The organism is Salinarchaeum laminariae (assembly GCF_023204835.1).
GTDB classification, from domain to species: Archaea; Halobacteriota; Halobacteria; order Halobacteriales; family Salinarchaeaceae; genus Salinarchaeum; species Salinarchaeum laminariae.
Window position 1 is genome coordinate 944,313 of the sequence record NZ_CP096270.1, and the last position, 19,223, is coordinate 963,535.

The window sequence follows — 19,223 nt, forward strand, 5'->3', positions numbered from 1 at the left end:
TTACTCCCCGAACTCGTCCACGACGGCTTGCCGGTCGATCTTCGATGGTCCACTCGTCGGCAGTTCGTCGACGAACGCGAGCGCCCGCGGGATCTCGTAGCGAGCGAGTCGATCGTCCAGAAACGCCGCTAGCTCGTCGAGTTCGAACGGCTCGGCACCGGCGTCCGCCGCCGGCTCCACGACGGCCTTCCCCACCGTTCCCCAGGTATCGTCGGGGATGCCGATCACCACCACGTCGCCCACGTCGGGCTGATCCGCGATCACGTCCTCGATAGCGGGCGGGTAGACGTTCTCGCCGCCGCTGACGAACATGTTCTTCTTCCGCCCCTCGATGTGGACGTAGCCCTCGTCGTCCACGCGAGCGAGATCGCCCGTCGACACCCAGCGCTCGCCATCGACGTCCTGCGCTCGCTCACCGTCGTCCTCGGCGCCGCCGGTCGCGTCCGCCGCGGCGCCGGACGTCTCCGCAGCCGCCCCGAACGCCGCCTCGGTCTCCTCGGGGTTGCGCCAGTAGCCCGCGGCGGCGTGCTGGCCGGCGAGCTCCAGCTCCCCAATTTCGCCGTCGGGGAGTGGCTCGCCGAGATCGTCGACGATCCGGGCGTCGACGTGCATGGCGGGCTTGCCGACGCTCGCGACCCGTTCGCTGACCCGGTCGTCGGGCGCGTCCGCCCAGCCGTCGGGCATCGCGAAGTTGTTCGGGCCACACTCGGTGAGGCCGTAGCCCTGCGAGAGGTCGACGCCGTCGTCCTCGGCCGTGGGTCCGTCGCGCTCGCGCCACGCGCGGATCACGGACTCGCGGCAGGGACCGCCGCCGGACTTGACGAACCGCAGCGAGGAGCAGTCCGTCGTCGCCCACTCCTCGTGATCGGCCATCATCCGGAGCACCGCGGGAACGGCGACCAGCACCGTCGCACGCTCGGATTCGATCTGGTCGAGGACGCGACCCGGATCGACCTCGCGATCGATCAGGATCGTGCCGCCCATGTGGAAGAGTGGGATCGAGATCACGTTCCAGCCCCCAGTGTGGAAGGTCGGGAACACCATCGGCGTCACGTCGTCCGGGCGGAGCCCCCAGGACGCGATCGTGTTAAAGGAGTTCCAGACGATCGAGCCGTGGGTGATAATCGTCTCCTTGGGCGTGCCTGTCGAGCCGCCGGTGTGGAGCAGGAGATGCGGATCGTCGAGCGAGACGTCGGCGGTCTCGATCGGCGAGGTGTCGTTCGGTAGCGCGTCGCGAAATTTCGTCGCATTCAGTCCGCCGAACGCCGCGTCGGCTGCGCTCGCGGCGTCCTCGGTCGTATCGACGGGCAACCCCAGTACCGGCGGATCGACCTCTGCGTGTGCCAGCGCGTCGTCGACCCGCTCGGCGAAGGGCGCCTCGACGACGAGCAGCGCAGGATCGACCAGCTCCAGCAGCTCGGCGAGCTCCCGCGGCGCGAGCCGGTGGGACAGCGGTGCGAGCACGCCGCCGGTCTTGCCCGTCGCGAAGAACAGGTCGAACACCTCGATCCGGTTGCGCGAGACGACGGCGAAGCGCTCGCCGCCCTCGCTGACACCGGGTTCGGCCGCGTCGCTATCCGTCGATTCGATGCCGTATCGCTCCAGAAGCCGCGCGGTTCGATTCGCTCGCGCGTCGAGGTCGGCGTAGCTGTACCGTTCGCCCGTCGTCGCGTCGACGATCGCCTCGCGATCGGGCGAGAGCGACGCTCTGCGGGCGCTCCAGTCGCCGACCCACTCGTAGGGGCGGGCGTTCCAGTTCATGGCGCCGCGATCGGATGTGCCCGGAGGTGTGCTCGCGTGCGGTCGGCCACGCGGTCGGGCTGCTCGACGAAGAACAGATGCGGCCCGCCATCGACGATCTCGAGGTCGCTGTCCGGGAGCTTCTCGGCGAGCATCCGGCCGTTCTCGACGGGCACCACGCGGTCGGCGTCCCCGTGGAGCAACTGGACCGGCAGCTCGATCTCACCGACGCGCTCGCTCACGTCGAAGGCCTGCACGGCGGCGGCCTGGGCGTTCCGTCCTGCCTCCGTCGCGTCGCCGGCGAGTCGCCAGTCGACGATCGACTCGACGAGATCCGGCTGCTCCTCTAAGAAGCCATCCGACACCGCTGGGCCCATCCGGTGTTTGATGGTCTCGCGCTCGTCCGCGCCGTCGGGCACCGACATGATCTGCTGGGCGGTATCCTCCGGCATCGGCACCGACTCCTCGCCGCCGTGGCTGGTACAGAGGAGGGTCAGCGTGGCGGCCCGATCGAAGTCGAGCGCGTACTGCTGGGCGATCATCCCGCCCATGCTGGCGCCGACGACGTGAACGGCGTCGTATTCGGTGTCGCCCGGCCCCGCGTCCGCGAGAACCGCGTCGACGTCGGCGGCCATCTCCCCGATCGAGTACGGACCCTCCGGCACGTCCGAGTCGCCGGTGCCGCGATTGTCCGGCAGGATCACCCGATACTCGTCGGTGAGCCGGTCGCGCTGCCAGCGCCACATCCAGCGGCCGTAGCCCAGTCCCTCGATGAGGACCACCGGCTCGCCGTCGCTTGGCCCGTCGAGCTCGTAGTGGATCTCGACGGATCCATTGCTCGCAGTTGGCATAGGTACAGTTGCGCCTCCATCTGGTTGTAAGGGGACGTTGGCATATCAACGGGGGCGATCGTTCGGCCGTGAACCGCTCACACGCCTCTCACCGCTATCCGAAACCCGTGCGTTCACTAGGCCCCGGGAGAAACCTCGTCGTATCCCACAGGGTTATTCATGACCGGCCACGACACCGGCACTCCTTTCGCACCGCACACGCCCGAAGAGACAGCCGCGATGCTCGACGCGATTGGCGCCGAGAGCGTCGAGGACCTGTTCGACGTGCCCGAGCCCGTCCGGTTCGACGGCGAGTTCGGCATCGAGGCTCACGACGAGCAGGCCGTTCGCGCTGAATTTTCGGCCGATCTCGACCGCACCGACGATCTGGTCGAGTTCCTCGGTCGCGGGCATTACGACCACTACATTCCCTCGGCGGTCGAGCATCTCGCCGACCGCTCTGAGTTCCTCACGAGCTACACGCAGTACCAGCCCGAGGTCGCGCAGGGGTTCCTGCAGGCGCTCTTCGAGTACCAGTCGATCGTCGTCGAGCTCACCGGGCTGGACGTCGCGAACTGTTCGCTCTACGACGCCGCCACGGCGCTGGGCGAGGCGGCGCTGCTCGCCAAGCGCGTCCGCGCCACCGACGGCGACGTGATCCTCGTTCCGGAGCTGCTCCGCGCGGAGCGGCGATCGGTCCTCGAGAACTACGTCGCCGGCACGGCGCTCAGCGTGGAGAGCTACGCCCACGACGACGGCGCGGCCGACGTCGACGCGATCCGCGAGCGGATCGACGCGGACGTGACGATGGTCTACGCCGAATCGCCGACGGTCCGCGGGACGCTCGATCCGAATCTCGCCGCGATCGGCGATCTCGCCGAGGAACACGACGCCCTGTTCACCCTGGGTTCCGATCCGATCGCCCTCTCCGTGCTGGAGCGGCCGGCTCTGCTCGGCGCGGACGTCGTCGTCGGCGACGCGAGCGTGCTGGGGCTCCCCGCGAGCTACGGCACCGGGCTCGGTCTGTTCGCGACGCGCGACGAGTTCCTTCGGCAGGTGCCGGGGCGACTCGTCGGTGCGAGCGAGGACGCCGACGGCAATCGGGCGTACACGCTCACGCTCCAGACCAGAGAGCAACACATTCGCAAGGAGCGCGCGACCTCGAACGTCTGCACGAACCAGGCCTGGGTCGCGCTACGGGCCGCGATGCACGCTGTCTCTCTGGGGCCAGAGGGGCTCGTCGAGCTGGCCCAGACCTGTATCGAGGCGCCGGCGTCGCTGGCGAGTGACGTCGACGATCTGTCGGGGTACTCTGCACCCGTTCACGGCCGACCGCAGTTCCGAGAGTTCCTCGTCGAGACCGACGCCTCGGCATCCGCGATCGGTGACGGGCTCCGCGAGGAAGGGTTCGCCGTCCACGTCCTCGACGACGATCGACTGCAGCTCTGCGTGACCGACACCAACCGAGAGCACGCGGGGGAGCTGGTCGACGCTCTGGAGGTGGTTCGATGACTGAGACGTGTATCAGTAGACCGTGCCGTGATCGCAGCCGTACCCCAAAACGCCTCGAAAGCCCTCGGCGCGCTCGCGCACGCTCTGCTCGCGTGTCGCTCACTCCGTTCGCTCCCGCTCGCGGTGCCGAGGGCTCCCGTCGGTCGCCCTCGACAGCCGGATATCCGTCGCTCGCTGCGCTCGCTCGGATAGGGCCGGCTGAGCGCACGCCAGCCCGCCTCGCCCTTTCAGTTTGCCAGAAGACGCGTCTTCTGGCCGCCCGAAAATCTTCGATTTTCGCAGGCCGCCAGGGCGCGGTGGTCGGACGAATCGGCCACCGCCCACCGGGATCCAGTGAGCTGCGAGGCCCAGGAAGTCACGGCCGCTCACGCAACCGCTTCCTGGCGGACTTCCAAAGGGCGAGGTCGGTCGACGCAGGTAACGACGTAAGCACGGCGGAGCGAAGCGGAGCCGCGCGCAGCGAGGTAGCTGCGTCGAACGGCCGAGGGCTTTGGTGGGCGGATGCGGTCACCGACGCTGCGGCTACAGCTGGTAGTGGTGATTTCCAATGAAGTTCGATCAGGCCAGATGGTCCAGGGACGACGCGCCGGTGTACGAGCCGCTCCTCTCGGAGACAAACGAGCGAACCGTCGACGTCGACGTGGACCTCCCGGACGACCTGACGAGAAACGAGCTCACGCTCCCGGACCCAGCCGAACCCCAGCTCGCCCGCCACTACACCCGGCTCTCCGAGATGACCTACGGCGTCGAGCACGGACCCTACCCGCTCGGCTCCTGTACGATGAAGTACAACCCCTGGTTCGTCGAGGATCTCGCGAGCGATCCGAACGCGCTCGTCCACCCCGACCGCCCGGACGAGTCGATCCAGGGGATTCTGGCGGTCCAGCACCGCCTGCAGCAGGATCTCGCGTCGATCGGCGGGATGGACGCGGTCACGCTCCAGCCGCCGGCGGGCGCAGCCGGCGAGTTCGCGGGCATCCTGATCGCGACGGCCTACCACGAGGCTAACGGCGACGACCGCTCGGAGGTCATCGTCCCCGACACCGCCCACGGCACGAACTTCGCGAGCGCGGCGATGGGCGGCTACGAGGTCGTCGAACTCCCCAGCGGCGAGGACGGTCGCGTCGACGTCGACGCCCTCGAAGGCGCGCTCTCGGAGGACACCGCGGCGCTGATGCTCACGAACCCGAACACGCTCGGGCTGTTCGAGCGCGACATCGAGCGGATCGCCGACCTCGTTCACGACGTCGGCGGGCTGCTCTACTACGACGGCGCGAACCTCAACGCCCTGCTCGGCCGCGCTCGCCCCGGCGACATGGGGTTCGACGTGATGCACTACAACGTCCACAAGACGTTCGCGACGCCACACGGCGGCGGTGGCCCCGGCGCTGGCCCGGTCGGCGTTTCGGAGCGCCTCGCCGAGTTCCTGCCCGAGCCCCACGTTCGAGAGGCCGAGGATAGCACCGCGGAGGACCCGACCTTCGAGCGCTACGCGCCCGCCAGGACCATCGGCAAGGTCCACGGCTTCGAGGGCAACTGGCTCGTCTTGTTGAAGGCTGCGGCGTACATCGCCCGGCTCGGCGACGACGGCCTGAGTGACGCCAGCGCGAAGGCGGTGCTCAACGCGAACTACCTCGCGAGCCAGATCCACTACGACGTGCCGTTCGGACCGTTCCACCACGAGTTCGTGGCCTCCGCCGGCGATCGCGACGCCGCGGAGGTCGCCAAGCGGATGCTCGACCACGGCGTCCACCCGCCGACGACGAAGTGGCCCGAAACGGTTTCGGAGGCGCTGATGACCGAGCCGACGGAGGTCGAATCGCGGGACTCCCTCGACCAGCTGGCGGCCGCTTTCGACGCCGTCCAGTCCGAGGACGACGCGACGCTGGCGAACGCGCCCGAGCGGACCGCAGCGAAGCGGATCGACCAGACCAGCGCGGCGCGGAGCCCGCGGCTCTGCTGGCAGGATCTGGGCGCCGAGGAGTAAACCGGCCCGTTTCGTTCGAACCGGTCTCTGGCCGTATCTCGTTCACGCTGGCGCAGGGCTGCAGATCGCCGGATCTGCGACGTCCACCGATGATGTATCGCGAATCCGGACGTTCCCTCGCTCACTCTCCCCGTCGATCGAGCGCCCAGGTCACGACCGTCGCCCCTGCTCCTGCTGCGATCCCCATCCAGAGCGACGGCCAGAGCGCTGCGCCGTTCACGTAGATTCGCGTCGCGAGCACGGCGAGGGCGACGGCGACGAACAGCACCGGCAACGAGCGATCCGGACTGGGGGCGACTGGAACGGGCATCGAGACGCGGTTCGACCGCCTTCAGTATTGGAGCTTCGCCGCGTCGCAGACGCTGCCAACTGGCTTCCGATTATTAACTTAGCCCGGATTTGCGGCCCATTTTAGCAAGACTTAGATAATCGTCGGCTCCTCAGTTGTCACATGGCAGTCGTCTCCGTCTCGATGCCCGACGAACTACTCGATCGCCTGGACGAGTTCTCCGACGAACACGGCTACACTGGCCGTAGCGAGGTCGTTCGCGAGGCCAGTCGAAACCTCCTCGGTGAGTTCGAGGACGCCTCCCTCGAGGACAAGGAGCTGATGGGCGTCGTCACCGTCGTCTTCGATTACGAGACCACCAGCGTCGAGCAGCGCATGACCGAACTGCGCCACGAGCACGAGCATCTCGTCGCCTCGAACTTCCACTCTCACGTCGCGGACCGGTACTGCATGGAGCTGTTCGTGCTGGAAGGCACCCTGCCGGACATCTCGACGTTCGTAGGGAAGGTGCGAGCGACGCGCGATACGCTCTCGGTGGACTACTCCGTGCATCCGATCGAGGAGTTCTCCCAGACGCTGGAGGCCGCGGAGGAGGCGTCGGGCGACTCCTGACCCGTCCCTACTCTGTCCCCGGAGGGGCCGCGAGGTCGAGAACCTCCAGAAATCTACACTCCCGTCCGTGCGCGAATGCGACGATCTCTCGCGATCGAGACGCCGAGTAACGACTCGACCGTGGGATCGCACTGATGGCACCCACGCTCGACCGGCGCCGACGATCGAACGTCGGTTCCCCGTTTCCTGGGCGACAGTTCAGTTGCTACCGGCTGTTTAGAGCCTCGCTGTCTCGCCCCCGCGGCGTGCTCGACGTGGTACGCAACTGGCAACTACTTTCACCCCGCTGTCGGGAGCTTTTTCTCTACACGTGCGTTCGACCCCCGTAGATGGACCTCGAGGCGATCCCGGGCGTGGGCGAGAAGACGGCCGACGCCCTGGCGGATCTCGACGACCCCGAGCGAGCGCTCCGGGAGGGCAACGTCGCCCGGATCGCGGAGGCACCGGGGGTCACGCCGGGCCGTGCCGCGCGGATCGCCCGCGGCGCGATCCGGGCCGAGCACGACGATCCCGGGGGGTTCCTCGGGACCGATCGCACGCGTGAGATTCACTCGGCGCTGCTCGATCTCCTTCAGGACCGCACCGTGACGAGCTACGCCGCCCGTCGATTGGAGACGTTCTACCCCTCCGCCGCGGCGTCACGAATCGAGGAGGCCCGGTCGATCGCGGGATTGGCGATGGAGCGCGAGCCCGACGATGCGGTGCTCGAGGCGCTGTCGGGCGTCGAGCCGCTCTCCGCGCCCTCGGACGTCAGGGTGCGCGATCGCTGCCTCGCGACGACGGACGCAGAACGGTACTCCGAAGCGAAGGAGGCGATCCCCGAGGTCGCGATCGAGGTCGTCGACGACGCCCGCGGGCTCGCGGAGCTGGCCCGAGGGTACGCCACCGTCGTCGCGCTCGACGAGTCCTTCGCCGGCGTGGACGTCGACGGCGACGTGCGCGTCGAGCCCGACGCGCTGGAGCGCCCGGCAGAGGTGGTGCCCGAACGGGCGCTCTCCTTCTTCGCGTCGAACCGCGAGTCGTTGCGCGCCGCGGTTGCTGTGCATCGCGCTGCGGACCTCGACGCGCCGTTGGATCTCGACGCATTGGAGGCGGCGCTGGAACGCCTCGGCGAGGACGGCGAGCCCGTCGGCGACGAGGAGCTGGAGCGGCTCCAGACCGCGCTCGACGATCTCGATACGACGGTCTCGACCGCCGAGAGCGTCGCGACCGACCACCTGCGAGACTCCCTGCGCGAACGCGAGGTCTCCGTGGAGGGCGCGGATCTCCTGTCGCTGGTCGAGCAGGGCGCCGGCGTCGAATCGATCCTCGACCGCGAGCTGGCCGACGAACACGCCGAGGCGGTCGAGGCCGCTCGCGAGCATCTCGTCGACGCGCTCGAACTCGACGGCACCGACGCCGAGCGCGCCCGCCGGATCATCCCGGAGGATCCCGCCTTCCCCGTCGAGCGCAACGACGACGAACTCTCCCGGCTGCGCGAATCGCTCCGGGCGGAGGCCGAGCGCCGCGCGGCCAAACGCAAGCGCGAGCTGGCCGACGACCTCGCCGGGATGCGCGAGGACGCCCGGGCGCTCGTCCGGGCCGCACTGGAGCTCGACGTCGAGCTCGCGATCGCCCGATTCGCCGAGGATTTCGACTGTTCGATGCCGCAGTTCGCGGATGCGGACGTGGCGGGCGACGCGGATTCGACGCTCGCCGGTGACGGTCGATCGGCGGTCAGTCCGCCCGAGGGTGTCGTCGTGGACGAGGACTCCGAGGCCGGCTGGATCGACATCGAGGGCGGCCGATCGCCCCTGCTCGACGAGCCGCCGGACGCCATCGAGCCGGTGGACTACGCCGTCGGCGGCGTCGCCCTGCTCTCGGGCGTCAACAGCGGCGGGAAGACGTCGACGCTGGATCTCGTGGCCGCGACGGTGACGCTCGCCCAGATGGGGCTGCCAGTCCCGGCCGACGACGTCACCCTCACGCGGTTCGACGCGCTGCACTACCACGCCAAGACCCAGGGCACGCTCGACGCCGGCGCTTTCGAGGCGACCGTCCGGGAGTTCGGCGAGCTGGCCGCTGGCGAGGACGGCGCGCTCGTGCTCGTCGACGAACTCGAATCGATCACCGAGCCCGGCGCCTCCGCGAAGATCGTCGCCGGAGTGCTCGAAGCGCTCCACGACCAGGACGCGACCGGCATCTTCGTCTCGCACCTCGCCGGCGAGATCGCGGAGACCGCGGCCTTCGACGTGGCCGTCGACGGCATCCAGGCCGAGGGGCTCGAAGACGGGGAGTTGGTCGTCGATCGGTCGCCGCGGAAGGATCATCTCGCGCGCTCGACGCCGGAGCTGATCGTCGAGAAGCTCGCCGACGAGCAAGGGGAGGATTTCTACGAAGACCTGCTAGCGAAATTCTGACGGAACGAATTCGGGCGTAGCGATCGGAATATCGAGGGCCATCTGATTGCGGGTCCCGAAAGCCCCCGAGCGCTCGGAATCCCGGGCACCGAAAGACGTCGCTTCGCTCGTCTTTCGAGGTCACACTCACTTCGTTCGCGTGACGCTCGCTGCGCTCCTCAGTCACTCCGTTCCCTGCGGTGCTTACTTCGCCCGGGGACAGCCGAGACGCCCGGCCCCTTTCGAAGTCCCACCCCGCTCCGCTTACCGCAACCTCGTCCTCCCCAACCTCCTCCCTCGCTTCGCTCGGTCGTCCACCGGAAGACGTCGCTCCGCTCGTCTTCCGAGCCGTCGTTCGCTTCGCTCACGAAGACCTCGCTCGCTACGCGGCTGTTGTCACAGCCGCGAAACGCGCGCCACAGCACCCACAGAACGTAGCTCGATTGGGCAATTGACGGGGTGGGACTTCGGAAGGGGCCGACCGCTCGTCGCAGGTACCGACGTAAGCACGGCGAGCGAAGCGACGCCGCGCGTGGTTCGAGAGACGCTCTGCGTCTCTCGTCACTGAGCGAGACCTTCGGTCTCGCGAGGTCGACGGGAGCGGTGCTCCCGTCTGATCTCGAAAATCTCCGATTTTCGGCGACAGCGAGGTAGCTGCGTCGAGCGGGAGGGGGCTTCCGTGGGCTGTAGCTGCCGCGGCTCTCACTCCACGAACCCACGGACCAACAGCCGCGTTCAGTGGCGTACCCTTTTTGTCACGCGGGCGTGTCCCCATCATCGAATGGAGTTCGAGTGGCAGGGAGCCGTCGTCGACGATCGTGGGGGCGCGGGTCCGCCGGAGCCCGATTCGTGGGAGCGCGTGGAGGTGCCGGGCCGACCGGCCTCGCTCGCGGGCGCGGACCAGGTCGCCTACCGTACCCGGTTCGCGGATCCCCGGGACGCGGACGTCGAGCGTGGGCTCCTCACGATCGAGGGCGTCTACGCGAGTGCGACGGTCTACCTGAACGGCCAGCAGCTCGTGCGCGGGGACTGGGCGTCGCCGATCCGGGCGCCGTTCTCGCCGATGGCGGAGAACGAGCTGGTGGTCGTCTGCACGGCGCCGGAGGATCGCTTCGGCGGCATCGAAGATACGGACGCGGTGCCGGCGCGGGCACGCGTGCCGTCGATTCGCGGCGACGTCTCGGTCGAGGCGGTGCCGTCGGTGTACGTCCACGACCTGACGGTGATGGGCGACACGAGCGGCGAGGAGTCGACGATCGAGCTGTCTGCGCTGATCGACGCCGCGGAGCCGATCGACGACCGGCTGACGCTGACGCTGCGCCCGGAGGGGTTCCGTGGCGGCGGGACGATGGAGCGGGTGGAAGTGACTGCGGAGGCCGGCGAGCGGGTCCGCGCAGAGGGTTCGCTGCAGATCGGCGACGAGCGGCGGTGGTGGCCGGCGGAGCTTGGCGATCAGCCCCGCTACACCGTCCGGGCGAAGCTCGGCGGGTACGAGCGCTCGGCGACGACGGGGCTGGTCGACGTCGAGCGCGATCGCGGCGACCTCCTCTTGAACGGCCACCGCCACCGACCGCGGGGCGTGACGGTGCCACCGACGGCGGATCCCGACGACGTCGTCGAGCAGGCCCAGGCAGCGAACGCGACGCTCGTCCGGGCGCGGTCGCACGTTCCGCCGAAGCGGCTCGCCGAGGCCTGCGACGAAGCGGGCCTCCTCTACTGGCAGGACCTCCCGATCGTCGGCCCCGGCGATATCGACGTCGAACGCGGGAGCAACGTCGCACGGGCGCTCGCGGCCTCGCGCGGGAACCATCCGAGCCTGGTCTGCTGGGGCGTCCACGACGACCCGGTCGACCCCTTCGGCAGCGCGATCGGCAGCGGGCTGCTCGACAAGATGAAGTTCCGCTGGCGGGCGTGGCGCTCGAGCTACGACGCGGCGGGCGCGGAGGCGGTGTCGGGCTCGTTGCCGTCGGACGCGGTCGTCTTCCCGATCACCGGCCCGCCAGGAACCGACGCGGACGCCGTCCACGCCTACCCGGGCTGGCGCTACCTCGCCGACACCGACGTCGAGTGGCTGCTCGAGCAGTATCCCGAGGTCGGCGATGTCGTCGGCAGCTTCGGGGCCGGTTCGCTCTCGCGACCGGGCGACGGCAACGCGGCGGGGATCGATCGCGACGCCCTTTCCGCCGGTGGTCGGGACGATCCGGCCGTCAGCCAGCGCGAGCAGGCGCGAACGGTCCGGACGGTCCTCGACGCGCTCCGGCGCGAGGGCGTCGGGACGATCGTGCTGGACTCGCTGGTGGACGCCGACGTCGCCGGCGGCATGGGCGTCCTGACGGCGGAGGGCGAGCGCAAGACCGCCTTCCAGTCGGTCGCGAGCGGGTTCCAGCCGCTGCAGGCGGTGCTCGACGGCCCGCCGGTCGGCGGCAGCGTCGGGATCACTGTCTGCAACGACACGGGGACGGAGCGGACCGGGGAGCTGGCCTGGACCGCCGGCGGCCAGACCGGAGCGACCGACGTCAGCGTCGGCGCCTTCGACCGGGCCGACGGTGGGGCGGTCTCGGTGCCGGACAGGGCCGACCGGCTCACGCTCGAGTACAGACTCGATGAGGGAACGGTGACGAACTCCTACGACCTGTCGATCTGGTGACTGGTGCCTCGGCGCTACGGTCTCGGCGGCGCTCCCAACTGCTCGCACCTCGTCCCCGACCTTCACAACCGTGTGTTGGGCTAACACGGCGGTAGCGGGCCCGTGCTAGCCGTTTTCACGCTAATTCACCGGTACCTTTACAAATGGGCGGGCGAAAGGTGTGGGTACCCAGAACGTCACTGGAGTCAGTGGTATCGCACGCGGAAGAACGACACGAACTATTGTGGCGGGTCGTCAGCTTCCGGAGCGACGCCATCTCCCAGTGCAGTATGGCACAGAGGCACGATTGAATACATGGCAGACGTAGACACACTCGACGACGCGGATAACATTGAACTCACCGACGAGGACCTCGAGTCCGAGTCGAAGGGCGAACTGATCAAACGAGCCGGCCAGCTTCGGGACCGGCGCAACGAACTCAACCAGATGGCCTCCGAACGGGCCGGCAAGCGCGACGATCTCAACGCGGCCACCCGCGAGAAGGTCGACGAGGCCCAGGATCATCGCGAGAAGCGCGACGAGCTCAACGAGCTGGTCCAGTCCCACAAGGAACAGCGCAACGAGCTCAACGCCGAGGCCAACGAGCTCTTCGACGAAGTCGACGACGAGAAGCAGGACCTCGAGCTCGAGGACGGCAAGAGCCTCGACACGCTCGAAGAGGAGATCGAGGACCTCGAGTTCAAGCAGCAGACCGAGGTGCTCAGCTCCGAGGACGAGCGCGAGCTCATCGAGCAGATCGAGGAGAAACGGGAGGAGTACCAGTCCCGCAAGGAGAAGCTCGACAACTCCGGCGACCTCGAGGGGCTCAAGGAGGAGGCCGAGGAGGTCCGATCGGAAGCGTCCAAACACCACCGCAAGGTGACCTCCCTCGCGGACGAGGCCCAGGAGCACCACAACGAGATGATCGAGGCCTACCGAGAGGCCGACGACATCCGTGACGAGGCCGACGAGATGCACGAACTCTTCGTCGAGGCCCAGGAGGCCGCCGACCGCCACCACGAGGACTTCGTGCGCGTCCAGAAGCGCCTGCGCGAGCTCGACAAGGAAGAGGAAGAAGAGCGCAAGACCGAGCGCCAGGAGAAGAAGGAGGACGCAAAGGAGGAGGCCGAGGAGATCTACCAGAAGTTCAAGGACGGCGAGACCCTCGACACCGAGGACCTGATGAAGCTCCAGAAGACGGGGCTGCTCTGAACGCGATCGCGTAATCTGCGGTTTCTCACGTTTTTCGATATCCTCGAGCGACTGCTGAGGTCTCCGATTAAAAATATTCGACGTTCGAAAGCCCCAGAACGCTCGATGACCCGGGGTTCGTTGCGCGCTTCGCTCGGTCGTACCTCCCTCGCTGCAGTGCTTACTTCACCCGGGGACAGCCGACCGCTCTGCCCCTTTCGATTTCCCACCCAACCGCAACCTCACCCTCCCCAACCTCCTCCCTCGCGTACGCTCAGTCGTCCCTCGCACGCTACGCGGCTGCTCGCACAGCCGCGAAACGCGCGCCACCGCGCTTTCCCACCGGTGTTTGGCCAGTCTACGCAAACCTGTGGGGTGGGGCTCCGGAAGGGGCCGACCGGTCGTGGATTGTAACGACGTAAGCACGGCTGAGCGTAGCGAAGCCGCGCGCAACGAGTTAGAATCCGCGAGCGGGAGGGGGCTTCCGTAGGCGGAATCCCCACTAAAGAAAACGCAGCTTCCTCGTTCAGACCTCGAACTCGATCGCGGCGCCCTGCCCGAACCCGACGCAGAGCGTCGCGAGCCCGCGGCCGCCGCCGCGCTCCTGCAGCTCGTGGATCAGCGTGACCGGCAGTCGCGCGCCGGAGGCGCCGAGGGGATGCCCGACGGCGATCGCGCCGCCATTGACGTTGAACTGGTCGTCTGGGATCCCGAGCTCGTCCCGGGCGTAGAGCGTCTGGCTCGCGAACGCCTCGTTGAGCTCGACGAGATCGTACTCGTCGATCGAGCGGCCGTTACGCTCGAGGAGCCCCTCTGTCGCGGGGACGGGACCGATCCCCATCACGCGCGGGTCGACGCCGGCGACGTTGTTCGCGCCGATCGTCGCCATGATCTCGAGGTCGTGCTCTTCGGCGAACGCCTCGCTCGTGACGAGCGTCGCCGCCGCTCCGTCGCTGACCTGGGAGGCGTTCCCCGGTGTCACGCTCCCGTCGCTTTTGAACACCGTGGGGAGTCCGGCCAGCGTCTCGAGATCCGTATCGCGGCGGATCCCCTCGTCTTCGTCGACCGTTCCGTCCTCGGTCTCGATTGGGACGATCTGATCGTCGAAGCGGCCCTCGTCGGTCGCCGCGGCGGCACGGCGGTGGCTCTCGAGGGCGTACTCGTCCTGGGCTTCGCGTGGAACATCGTAGCGCTCGGCGACGGCCTCGGCTGTCATCCCCATCTGGAGCTCGCCGATGTTGTAGAGCTCGGCGAGCCGCGGATGGACGTTGTGGGTGTTCTCGCCCATCGGAACGCGGCTCATCGACTCGACGCCGCCGGCGATGACCGCGTCGCGGTTGCCCGAGGCGACGGCGTCCGAGGCGGAGATCACCGCCTGCATCGAGGAGGCACACCAGCGGTTGATCGTGGTCGCAGGGACGGACTCGCCCAGCTCCGAGAGGAGGGCGATCACGCGAGCGAGGTTGTTCCCCTGCTCGCCGCGCTGCTGGGCGCAACCCCACATGAGGTCGTCGATGGCCTCGGAATCGAGTCCGGTGTCGGCGAGAATCTCGTCGATCAGCGGGACGGAGAGGTCCTCGGATCGGACGTCGGCGAAGACGCCGTCCTCTTTCCCTTGGGCTGTGCGATACGCGCGAACGACGACGGGCGTAGACGGTGCCATACACCACTCGTCGGTCTCGGTCATGTTAAACCCTGACAAACCGCGAACCCGTGGTGTGGAGTTGGCGTCGGTCGCCGAGCGCGCCAGCCGCCACTCGGCCACTCACGCCGGCGCGTCGAGCGCCAGCAGCGGGTCGTCGTGGAGGGCAGCAGCTAGTCCCACGTAGAGTCGGCCGTGGGCGGGGATCATGTCGTACCAGACCGGTGGATCCTCCGTGCCGAGGAGCGACTCGGTCCCGATGACCTGCTGCTGCTCGCCGGCTTCCGGGTCGACGATCTCGATCAGTTCCTCCTCGTGGAGATACAGCGCGGACGGCGTGAGAAGCGGATTGCCGGTGATCTCCCCCGTCGCGTTGAACGACCAGTTCGTCTCGCCCGTCTCCCGGTCGAGCGCGCTGACGGCGTGGGACTGGATCACGTAGAGCGCCTCCTCGTCGAGCGCGAGATCGATCACGCTCTCCTCGGCGGGTAGCCCCCTGCGCCAGCGGCGTTCTGGACTGTCGACCTCGTGGGCGAACAGCTCCGTCGGCGAGAGCACACCACCCGACAGCGTGCCGAAGGCGCCGTGCTCGTCGGCGGTCATCACGGGCCCGATGGCGTCGTGCTCGGTCTCCCACCTGGCCGACCCGTTCTCCAGATCGTAGGCGCCGATCGCGTTCTGGTCCGTCGCGAGAACGACGTCCCCGACCACCACTCCCGATTTCGGCGCGGGGACGGTCACCCGCCAGCGCTCCTCGCCGCTCTCGACGTCGGTGGCGGCGAGCCAGGGATCGCCCAGCCCGAGCTCGTCCATGCCGGTCACGAGCAGCCCCTCGTGGAAGGTGAACGTATCGAGGCTGAGAGGCCCCTCCGTCTGCAGGCTCGCGATCCGGTCGCCGTTCGTCGCGTCGAGGAGATAGTAGACGCCGTCGCCGAAGTACGCGAGCGTGTCGTCGTACCGCATCAGATTCGAGGCGCTACCGGCCGAGACCTCCCATTCGAGATCGCCGTCGTAGCCGATGCACCTGATCGACTCGCCAGCGTGGACGTAGAGATACTCCGAGTCGGCGACCGGCTGGGCGCTGGCGACGTTTTCGATCCGCCAGGCTTCCTCGAACGACTCGGCGACCGGCGCCGGTCCGGGACTCGCGTTCGTCTCCCCCGCATCGGAGCCGTAGCGCGGCCACGCGTTCTGTGGATGGCTGTCGTCGGTCGAGCGTCCCGGCTCGTCGCTCGTCGACCCGTTTGCAGGGGTCGTCCCGGACGACTCGTTCTCGGGGGATCCCCCGCCACCGTCTGAGGAACAACCCGCGAGCACCGCCGCACCCACTGCGCCGATCGACTGCACCACGCGCCGTCGCCGAATATCGTCGCTCACTGTATCGAAATTATGGCGTCTGTACAGTAAATATTTCACGAAACGATATAGTGGGAAATACCGCATGGGAAGCTTTTCATCGACGTCGGTTCCTGCAGAGGTGCCTCGGGCGCTGCTCGCGAGCCGGGGACCGATTGTCACCCCCGGCGCCAGCGATCCCGCCCGATCGCGCGACTTTTCCCGCTTCCGCCGCTCTCACCGCCTATGAGTGATCTCGACCCCGAGACCTTCGATTCCCGAAAGTACGTCGAGGACTTCCCGAAGCTCCAGCGCGCTTACAAGAACGCCTTCGAGACGATGAACGACGCCTACGACTCGGAGCTGGTCCACGCGATCGACCAGCAGGTGCTCGCAGAGAGCGAGCCGTTCTACGAGGGCGACGGCGAGTTCCGCATCGAGCTGCCCGAGGATCCCTACGACCGACTCGACGGCGTGCTCGTCGACGAGGCGAAGTTCGAGGGCGTCATGGAGACGTACGTCGAGGAGCTGAAATCGGAGATCGCGCGGACGTTCTCGGTGTAGTCGCTGGCGAGCTGTCTGCGTTTCTTGCGAGCGGACGATCGTACCCTGGAACTCAGCCGTCCATCCCGAACCGGCGGTGTCGGAGCTCCGGCGTCACCTGAATCCGGTCGATGGACTGGCCGGTCCGGTCCCAGACGAACGCCGCCCGCGTGAACAGCTCCCGGCACTCGATCCGGGCCTCGCGAGCGTTCCCGCCACTCCGTTCTGCGACGTCCTCGATCGCGTCGCGGGTGAACAGCGTCTGGCTCTGGCCGTCGTAGCGCTCGCCGCGCATGTAGGCGAGTGAGCGCTCGACGTACTCCTCGACGGCGTCGGCGTCGAACGGTTCGATCCCCTCGTAGTAGCGCAGTCGGGAGTCGAGCGTTCCGCGTAGATTCGCGATGCGATCCTTCCCCTCGGGCGTGCCGAGCAGGAAGAGTCGTACGCCGGCGTCGCCGGCGGTCTGGAGCGGCGAGAGCAACTCTGCGGGAAGCACCTCGATCTCGTCGACGATCAGGAGCGGTCGCCGGTCGTCGGCGCGGATCTCCTCGGCCATCTGCCGGACGGCCTGCCTGGCCTCGTCGGTGGCCCACGGGATGCCGTCGCGCGCCTGCGTGAACTGCGCCGTATCGAGCTCGTAGCCGGCATCGTAGGCCGCCTCGAGCACCTCGCCGTAGAGCTGTCGCGGCGTGGTGTCCCGTGGGTTCTCGACGTGGGCGACGACGAAGTCGTCGTGGGCGCGGAGATCCCGTAGCGCGACCTCGCGGAAGGCGGTCTTCCCCGTGCCGTAGGGCGAGACCAGGCCGATGTGCTGGTCCTGGAGCAGCCAGCTCGTCACCTGGTTCAGGAGGACCTCGTCGTGGCGCACGTACAGCGCGGAGGGCATCTCGTCTTGGGCGGCCTCCTCGGTGAACGGCAGCTCCGAGACGTCGTCGAGGTCGGCGCCGAGCGCCCGGGTAAAGGAGAGCAGACGGTTCTCGACGACGTCGAGCTGATCGGCGATGACGCCGTCGCTGTCGCCGGTTCCGCGCTCCTCGGATTCCTCTCGGCGGGCGCGGATTCGTTCGACGACGTCACCGATCCGCTCGCCGGGCTGGTCGTCGTTGGCAGCGTCCCCGCGAGCGGGCGAATCGTTCGACACGTCCCGGTTCTGGGGGGCGAGGGCGTTAGCTCTTTTGCCCGCGCCGGCTCCTTCATTTCGCGGTCACCACACCACACCACACCACACGGAACCGAGCAAGCGTCGGTGACGCTGCACTGCGGTCCCCGAGGCCACTCAGGCGGTCCGGAAGACGAGCGTTCCCTCGCGCTCCTCGCGGACGATCTCGCCGCGCTCACTGAGGACGTCGAGGTGACCCATCGCCTCGCTCATGCCCGGGAAGTAGTCGATCACGGCGAGATCCGGGAACAGACTCTGCATCACGTCGACGGCGGTCGCAGGGTCGTCGAGGATCTCGAGGACGTCGGCCGAGCGCTCCTCGTGGGCGGCGAGGATCTCGTCGATCCGGCTCGCCGGGTCGTCGATCTGATCGCCGTGGCCCGGCAGCATGCGGTCGTGACCGACCGCTCGCAGGTCGCGTAGCGACTCGTTGAACGCGATCAGCGGCTGGGATCGGGCGTCGTCGACGGCAGCCAGCCCGTCGTACTCCGGAACGCTCGTCGACCCTGCCTCGCGGGTCGGCGGCTGGAGGAATGGGTTCGGCGTCGTATCCGGCAAAACGTGGTCGCCAACGATCGCCGCGAACTCGTCGTCGCCGGCCGTTCCGGCCGTCGACTCGCTCCCCCACTCGATCGCCAGCTCGTGCTCGGAGTGGCCGACGAGATCGCGGACGGCCACCGTTCCGCCGTCGATCGTCACCGTGTCGCCGCCGTCGATCTCGCGGTCGACCGCCGTCGAGGGCGCGAACTCCACGAAGGCTTCGGGAAGCTGGGTGACGGTCTGGGTCGTCTCGGGGGCCATCCCGTGGGCCTCGAACAGCGCCGTGAAGTACGACTGCTCGTACTCCAGTCGCCCCTCGAAGTCCCGCATGATCCCGGCGGCTTCCGGGCTCGCCAGCACGGTCGCTCCATGCTCACGCAATCTCTTCGCGAGCCCGAAGTGGTCCGGGTGTGCGTGCGTGACGAGCACCTGCTCGACGTCGGCTATCGTCAGGTCACGCGCCGCGAGCCCCGACTCCAGTGCCGACAGCGCGTCCTCGCTATCGGGTCCGGGATCGACGACCGTTCGACCCGCGAGATAGGCGTTGACGGGCCCGACCTGGAACGGCGTCGGGACCGATACCCGCTCGAACATGGGCGTACCTCTGCCGCCACCACCTAATGCGTTCGTGAACGGGTGACGCTACAGCGCCGGGTTGTTCCGCTGGGCCAGAACGGGGGATTCACTCCTCGCGGCTCTTGAGCTGCCCCGCTCCCGAGTGGCCCCGAAACGAGTCGGCGACTCCCTGCGACGCCGACGAGGTGACGCCTCAGGCGGAGTGGGGTGCTCGCGCCGGAATCGCCCGCAGCGCCTCTGGATCCCGAAGGTGTCGGGATCGC

Annotated in this window: 14 protein-coding genes; 7 read left to right on the forward strand and 7 right to left on the reverse strand. The window is 68.2% G+C overall.

From position 1 onward, the window contains the following. Entirely contained in the window at positions 1–1,761 is a 1,761-nt protein-coding gene (locus MXF70_RS04390) for an AMP-binding protein (RefSeq protein ID WP_248517790.1), read from the reverse strand. Beyond that, positions 1,758–2,591 (reverse strand): alpha/beta fold hydrolase, encoded by an 834-nt coding sequence (locus tag MXF70_RS04395; protein ID WP_248517791.1) that lies wholly within the window; start codon positions 2,589–2,591, stop codon positions 1,758–1,760. Before MXF70_RS04395 ends, MXF70_RS04390 begins: the two co-directional genes overlap by 4 nt. Before the next feature lie 159 nt (positions 2,592–2,750). On the opposite strand from MXF70_RS04395, the gene gcvPA reads away from it, so the two are divergent. Beyond that, entirely contained in the window at positions 2,751–4,082 is a 1,332-nt protein-coding gene (gcvPA, locus tag MXF70_RS04400; protein ID WP_248517792.1) for an aminomethyl-transferring glycine dehydrogenase subunit GcvPA, read from the forward strand. A 547-nt stretch (positions 4,083–4,629) separates the two neighbouring features. After that, positions 4,630–6,069, forward strand: a complete 1,440-nt coding sequence (gcvPB, locus tag MXF70_RS04405; RefSeq protein ID WP_248517793.1) for an aminomethyl-transferring glycine dehydrogenase subunit GcvPB — start codon at positions 4,630–4,632, stop codon at positions 6,067–6,069. Between the two features lie 121 nt (positions 6,070–6,190). On the opposite strand, the gene MXF70_RS04410 is transcribed toward gcvPB, so the two are convergent. Further along, the gene (locus MXF70_RS04410; RefSeq protein WP_248517794.1) at positions 6,191–6,379 is read right to left on the reverse strand and encodes a hypothetical protein; all 189 of its coding nucleotides are present in this window, start codon (positions 6,377–6,379) and stop codon (positions 6,191–6,193) included. Positions 6,380–6,520: 141 nt separating this feature from the next. Between MXF70_RS04410 and nikR the strand changes: the two genes are divergently transcribed. The 4 genes from nikR (at position 6,521) to MXF70_RS04430 (ending at position 13,186) form a co-directional block, all read left to right on the forward strand. Further along, complete coding sequence (nikR, locus tag MXF70_RS04415; RefSeq protein WP_248517795.1) at positions 6,521–6,970, forward strand: nickel-responsive transcriptional regulator NikR; 450 nt, start codon at positions 6,521–6,523, stop codon at positions 6,968–6,970. A gap of 329 nt (positions 6,971–7,299) precedes the next feature. Further along, complete coding sequence (locus MXF70_RS04420; RefSeq protein ID WP_248517796.1) at positions 7,300–9,369, forward strand: MutS-related protein; 2,070 nt, start codon at positions 7,300–7,302, stop codon at positions 9,367–9,369. A 760-nt stretch (positions 9,370–10,129) separates the two neighbouring features. Then, on the forward strand, positions 10,130–11,995 hold the full coding sequence (locus tag MXF70_RS04425) for a glycoside hydrolase family 2 protein (protein WP_248517797.1): 1,866 nt from the start codon (positions 10,130–10,132) through the stop codon (positions 11,993–11,995). A gap of 294 nt (positions 11,996–12,289) precedes the next feature. Beyond that, a complete protein-coding gene (locus tag MXF70_RS04430; RefSeq protein WP_248517798.1) occupies positions 12,290–13,186 on the forward strand; it encodes a coiled-coil protein in 897 nt (298 codons plus the stop codon). A gap of 505 nt (positions 13,187–13,691) precedes the next feature. Here MXF70_RS04430 and MXF70_RS04435 read toward each other — a convergent pair. Both MXF70_RS04435 and MXF70_RS04440 read right to left on the reverse strand, forming a co-directional pair. Continuing rightward, entirely contained in the window at positions 13,692–14,828 is a 1,137-nt protein-coding gene (locus MXF70_RS04435; RefSeq protein WP_248517799.1) for a thiolase family protein, read from the reverse strand. A gap of 102 nt (positions 14,829–14,930) precedes the next feature. Beyond that, positions 14,931–16,184: an outer membrane protein assembly factor BamB family protein gene (locus tag MXF70_RS04440; RefSeq protein ID WP_248517800.1), complete on the reverse strand. Its 1,254-nt coding sequence runs from the start codon at positions 16,182–16,184 to the stop codon at positions 14,931–14,933. A gap of 204 nt (positions 16,185–16,388) precedes the next feature. Here MXF70_RS04440 and MXF70_RS04445 point away from each other — a divergent pair, with 204 nt between their 5' ends. Continuing rightward, positions 16,389–16,706: a DUF5783 family protein gene (locus MXF70_RS04445; RefSeq protein ID WP_248517801.1), complete on the forward strand. Its 318-nt coding sequence runs from the start codon at positions 16,389–16,391 to the stop codon at positions 16,704–16,706. A gap of 52 nt (positions 16,707–16,758) precedes the next feature. On the opposite strand, the gene MXF70_RS04450 is transcribed toward MXF70_RS04445, so the two are convergent. Then, positions 16,759–17,766, reverse strand: coding sequence for an AAA family ATPase (locus tag MXF70_RS04450; RefSeq protein ID WP_375140839.1), 1,008 nt, complete (start codon positions 17,764–17,766; stop codon positions 16,759–16,761). A gap of 195 nt (positions 17,767–17,961) precedes the next feature. Continuing rightward, entirely contained in the window at positions 17,962–18,978 is a 1,017-nt protein-coding gene (locus MXF70_RS04455; protein WP_248517803.1) for an MBL fold metallo-hydrolase, read from the reverse strand. Between the last annotated feature and the right edge of the window lie 245 nt (positions 18,979–19,223).

What these genes read in the sequence shown, in the direction of transcription:
- MXF70_RS04390 (WP_248517790.1), bottom strand. Translation starts at nt 1,761, where the DNA reads ATGAACTGGAACGCCCGCCCCTACGAGTGGGTCGGCGACTGGAGCGCC.
- MXF70_RS04395 (WP_248517791.1), bottom strand. Translation starts at nt 2,591, where the DNA reads ATGCCAACTGCGAGCAATGGATCCGTCGAGATCCACTACGAGCTCGAC.
- gcvPA (WP_248517792.1), top strand. Translation starts at nt 2,751, where the DNA reads ATGACCGGCCACGACACCGGCACTCCTTTCGCACCGCACACGCCCGAA.
- gcvPB (WP_248517793.1), top strand. Translation starts at nt 4,630, where the DNA reads ATGAAGTTCGATCAGGCCAGATGGTCCAGGGACGACGCGCCGGTGTAC.
- MXF70_RS04410 (WP_248517794.1), bottom strand. Translation starts at nt 6,379, where the DNA reads ATGCCCGTTCCAGTCGCCCCCAGTCCGGATCGCTCGTTGCCGGTGCTG.
- nikR (WP_248517795.1), top strand. Translation starts at nt 6,521, where the DNA reads ATGGCAGTCGTCTCCGTCTCGATGCCCGACGAACTACTCGATCGCCTG.
- MXF70_RS04420 (WP_248517796.1), top strand. Translation starts at nt 7,300, where the DNA reads ATGGACCTCGAGGCGATCCCGGGCGTGGGCGAGAAGACGGCCGACGCC.
- MXF70_RS04425 (WP_248517797.1), top strand. Translation starts at nt 10,130, where the DNA reads ATGGAGTTCGAGTGGCAGGGAGCCGTCGTCGACGATCGTGGGGGCGCG.
- MXF70_RS04430 (WP_248517798.1), top strand. Translation starts at nt 12,290, where the DNA reads ATGGCAGACGTAGACACACTCGACGACGCGGATAACATTGAACTCACC.
- MXF70_RS04435 (WP_248517799.1), bottom strand. Translation starts at nt 14,828, where the DNA reads ATGGCACCGTCTACGCCCGTCGTCGTTCGCGCGTATCGCACAGCCCAA.
- MXF70_RS04445 (WP_248517801.1), top strand. Translation starts at nt 16,389, where the DNA reads ATGAGTGATCTCGACCCCGAGACCTTCGATTCCCGAAAGTACGTCGAG.
- MXF70_RS04455 (WP_248517803.1), bottom strand. Translation starts at nt 18,978, where the DNA reads ATGTTCGAGCGGGTATCGGTCCCGACGCCGTTCCAGGTCGGGCCCGTC.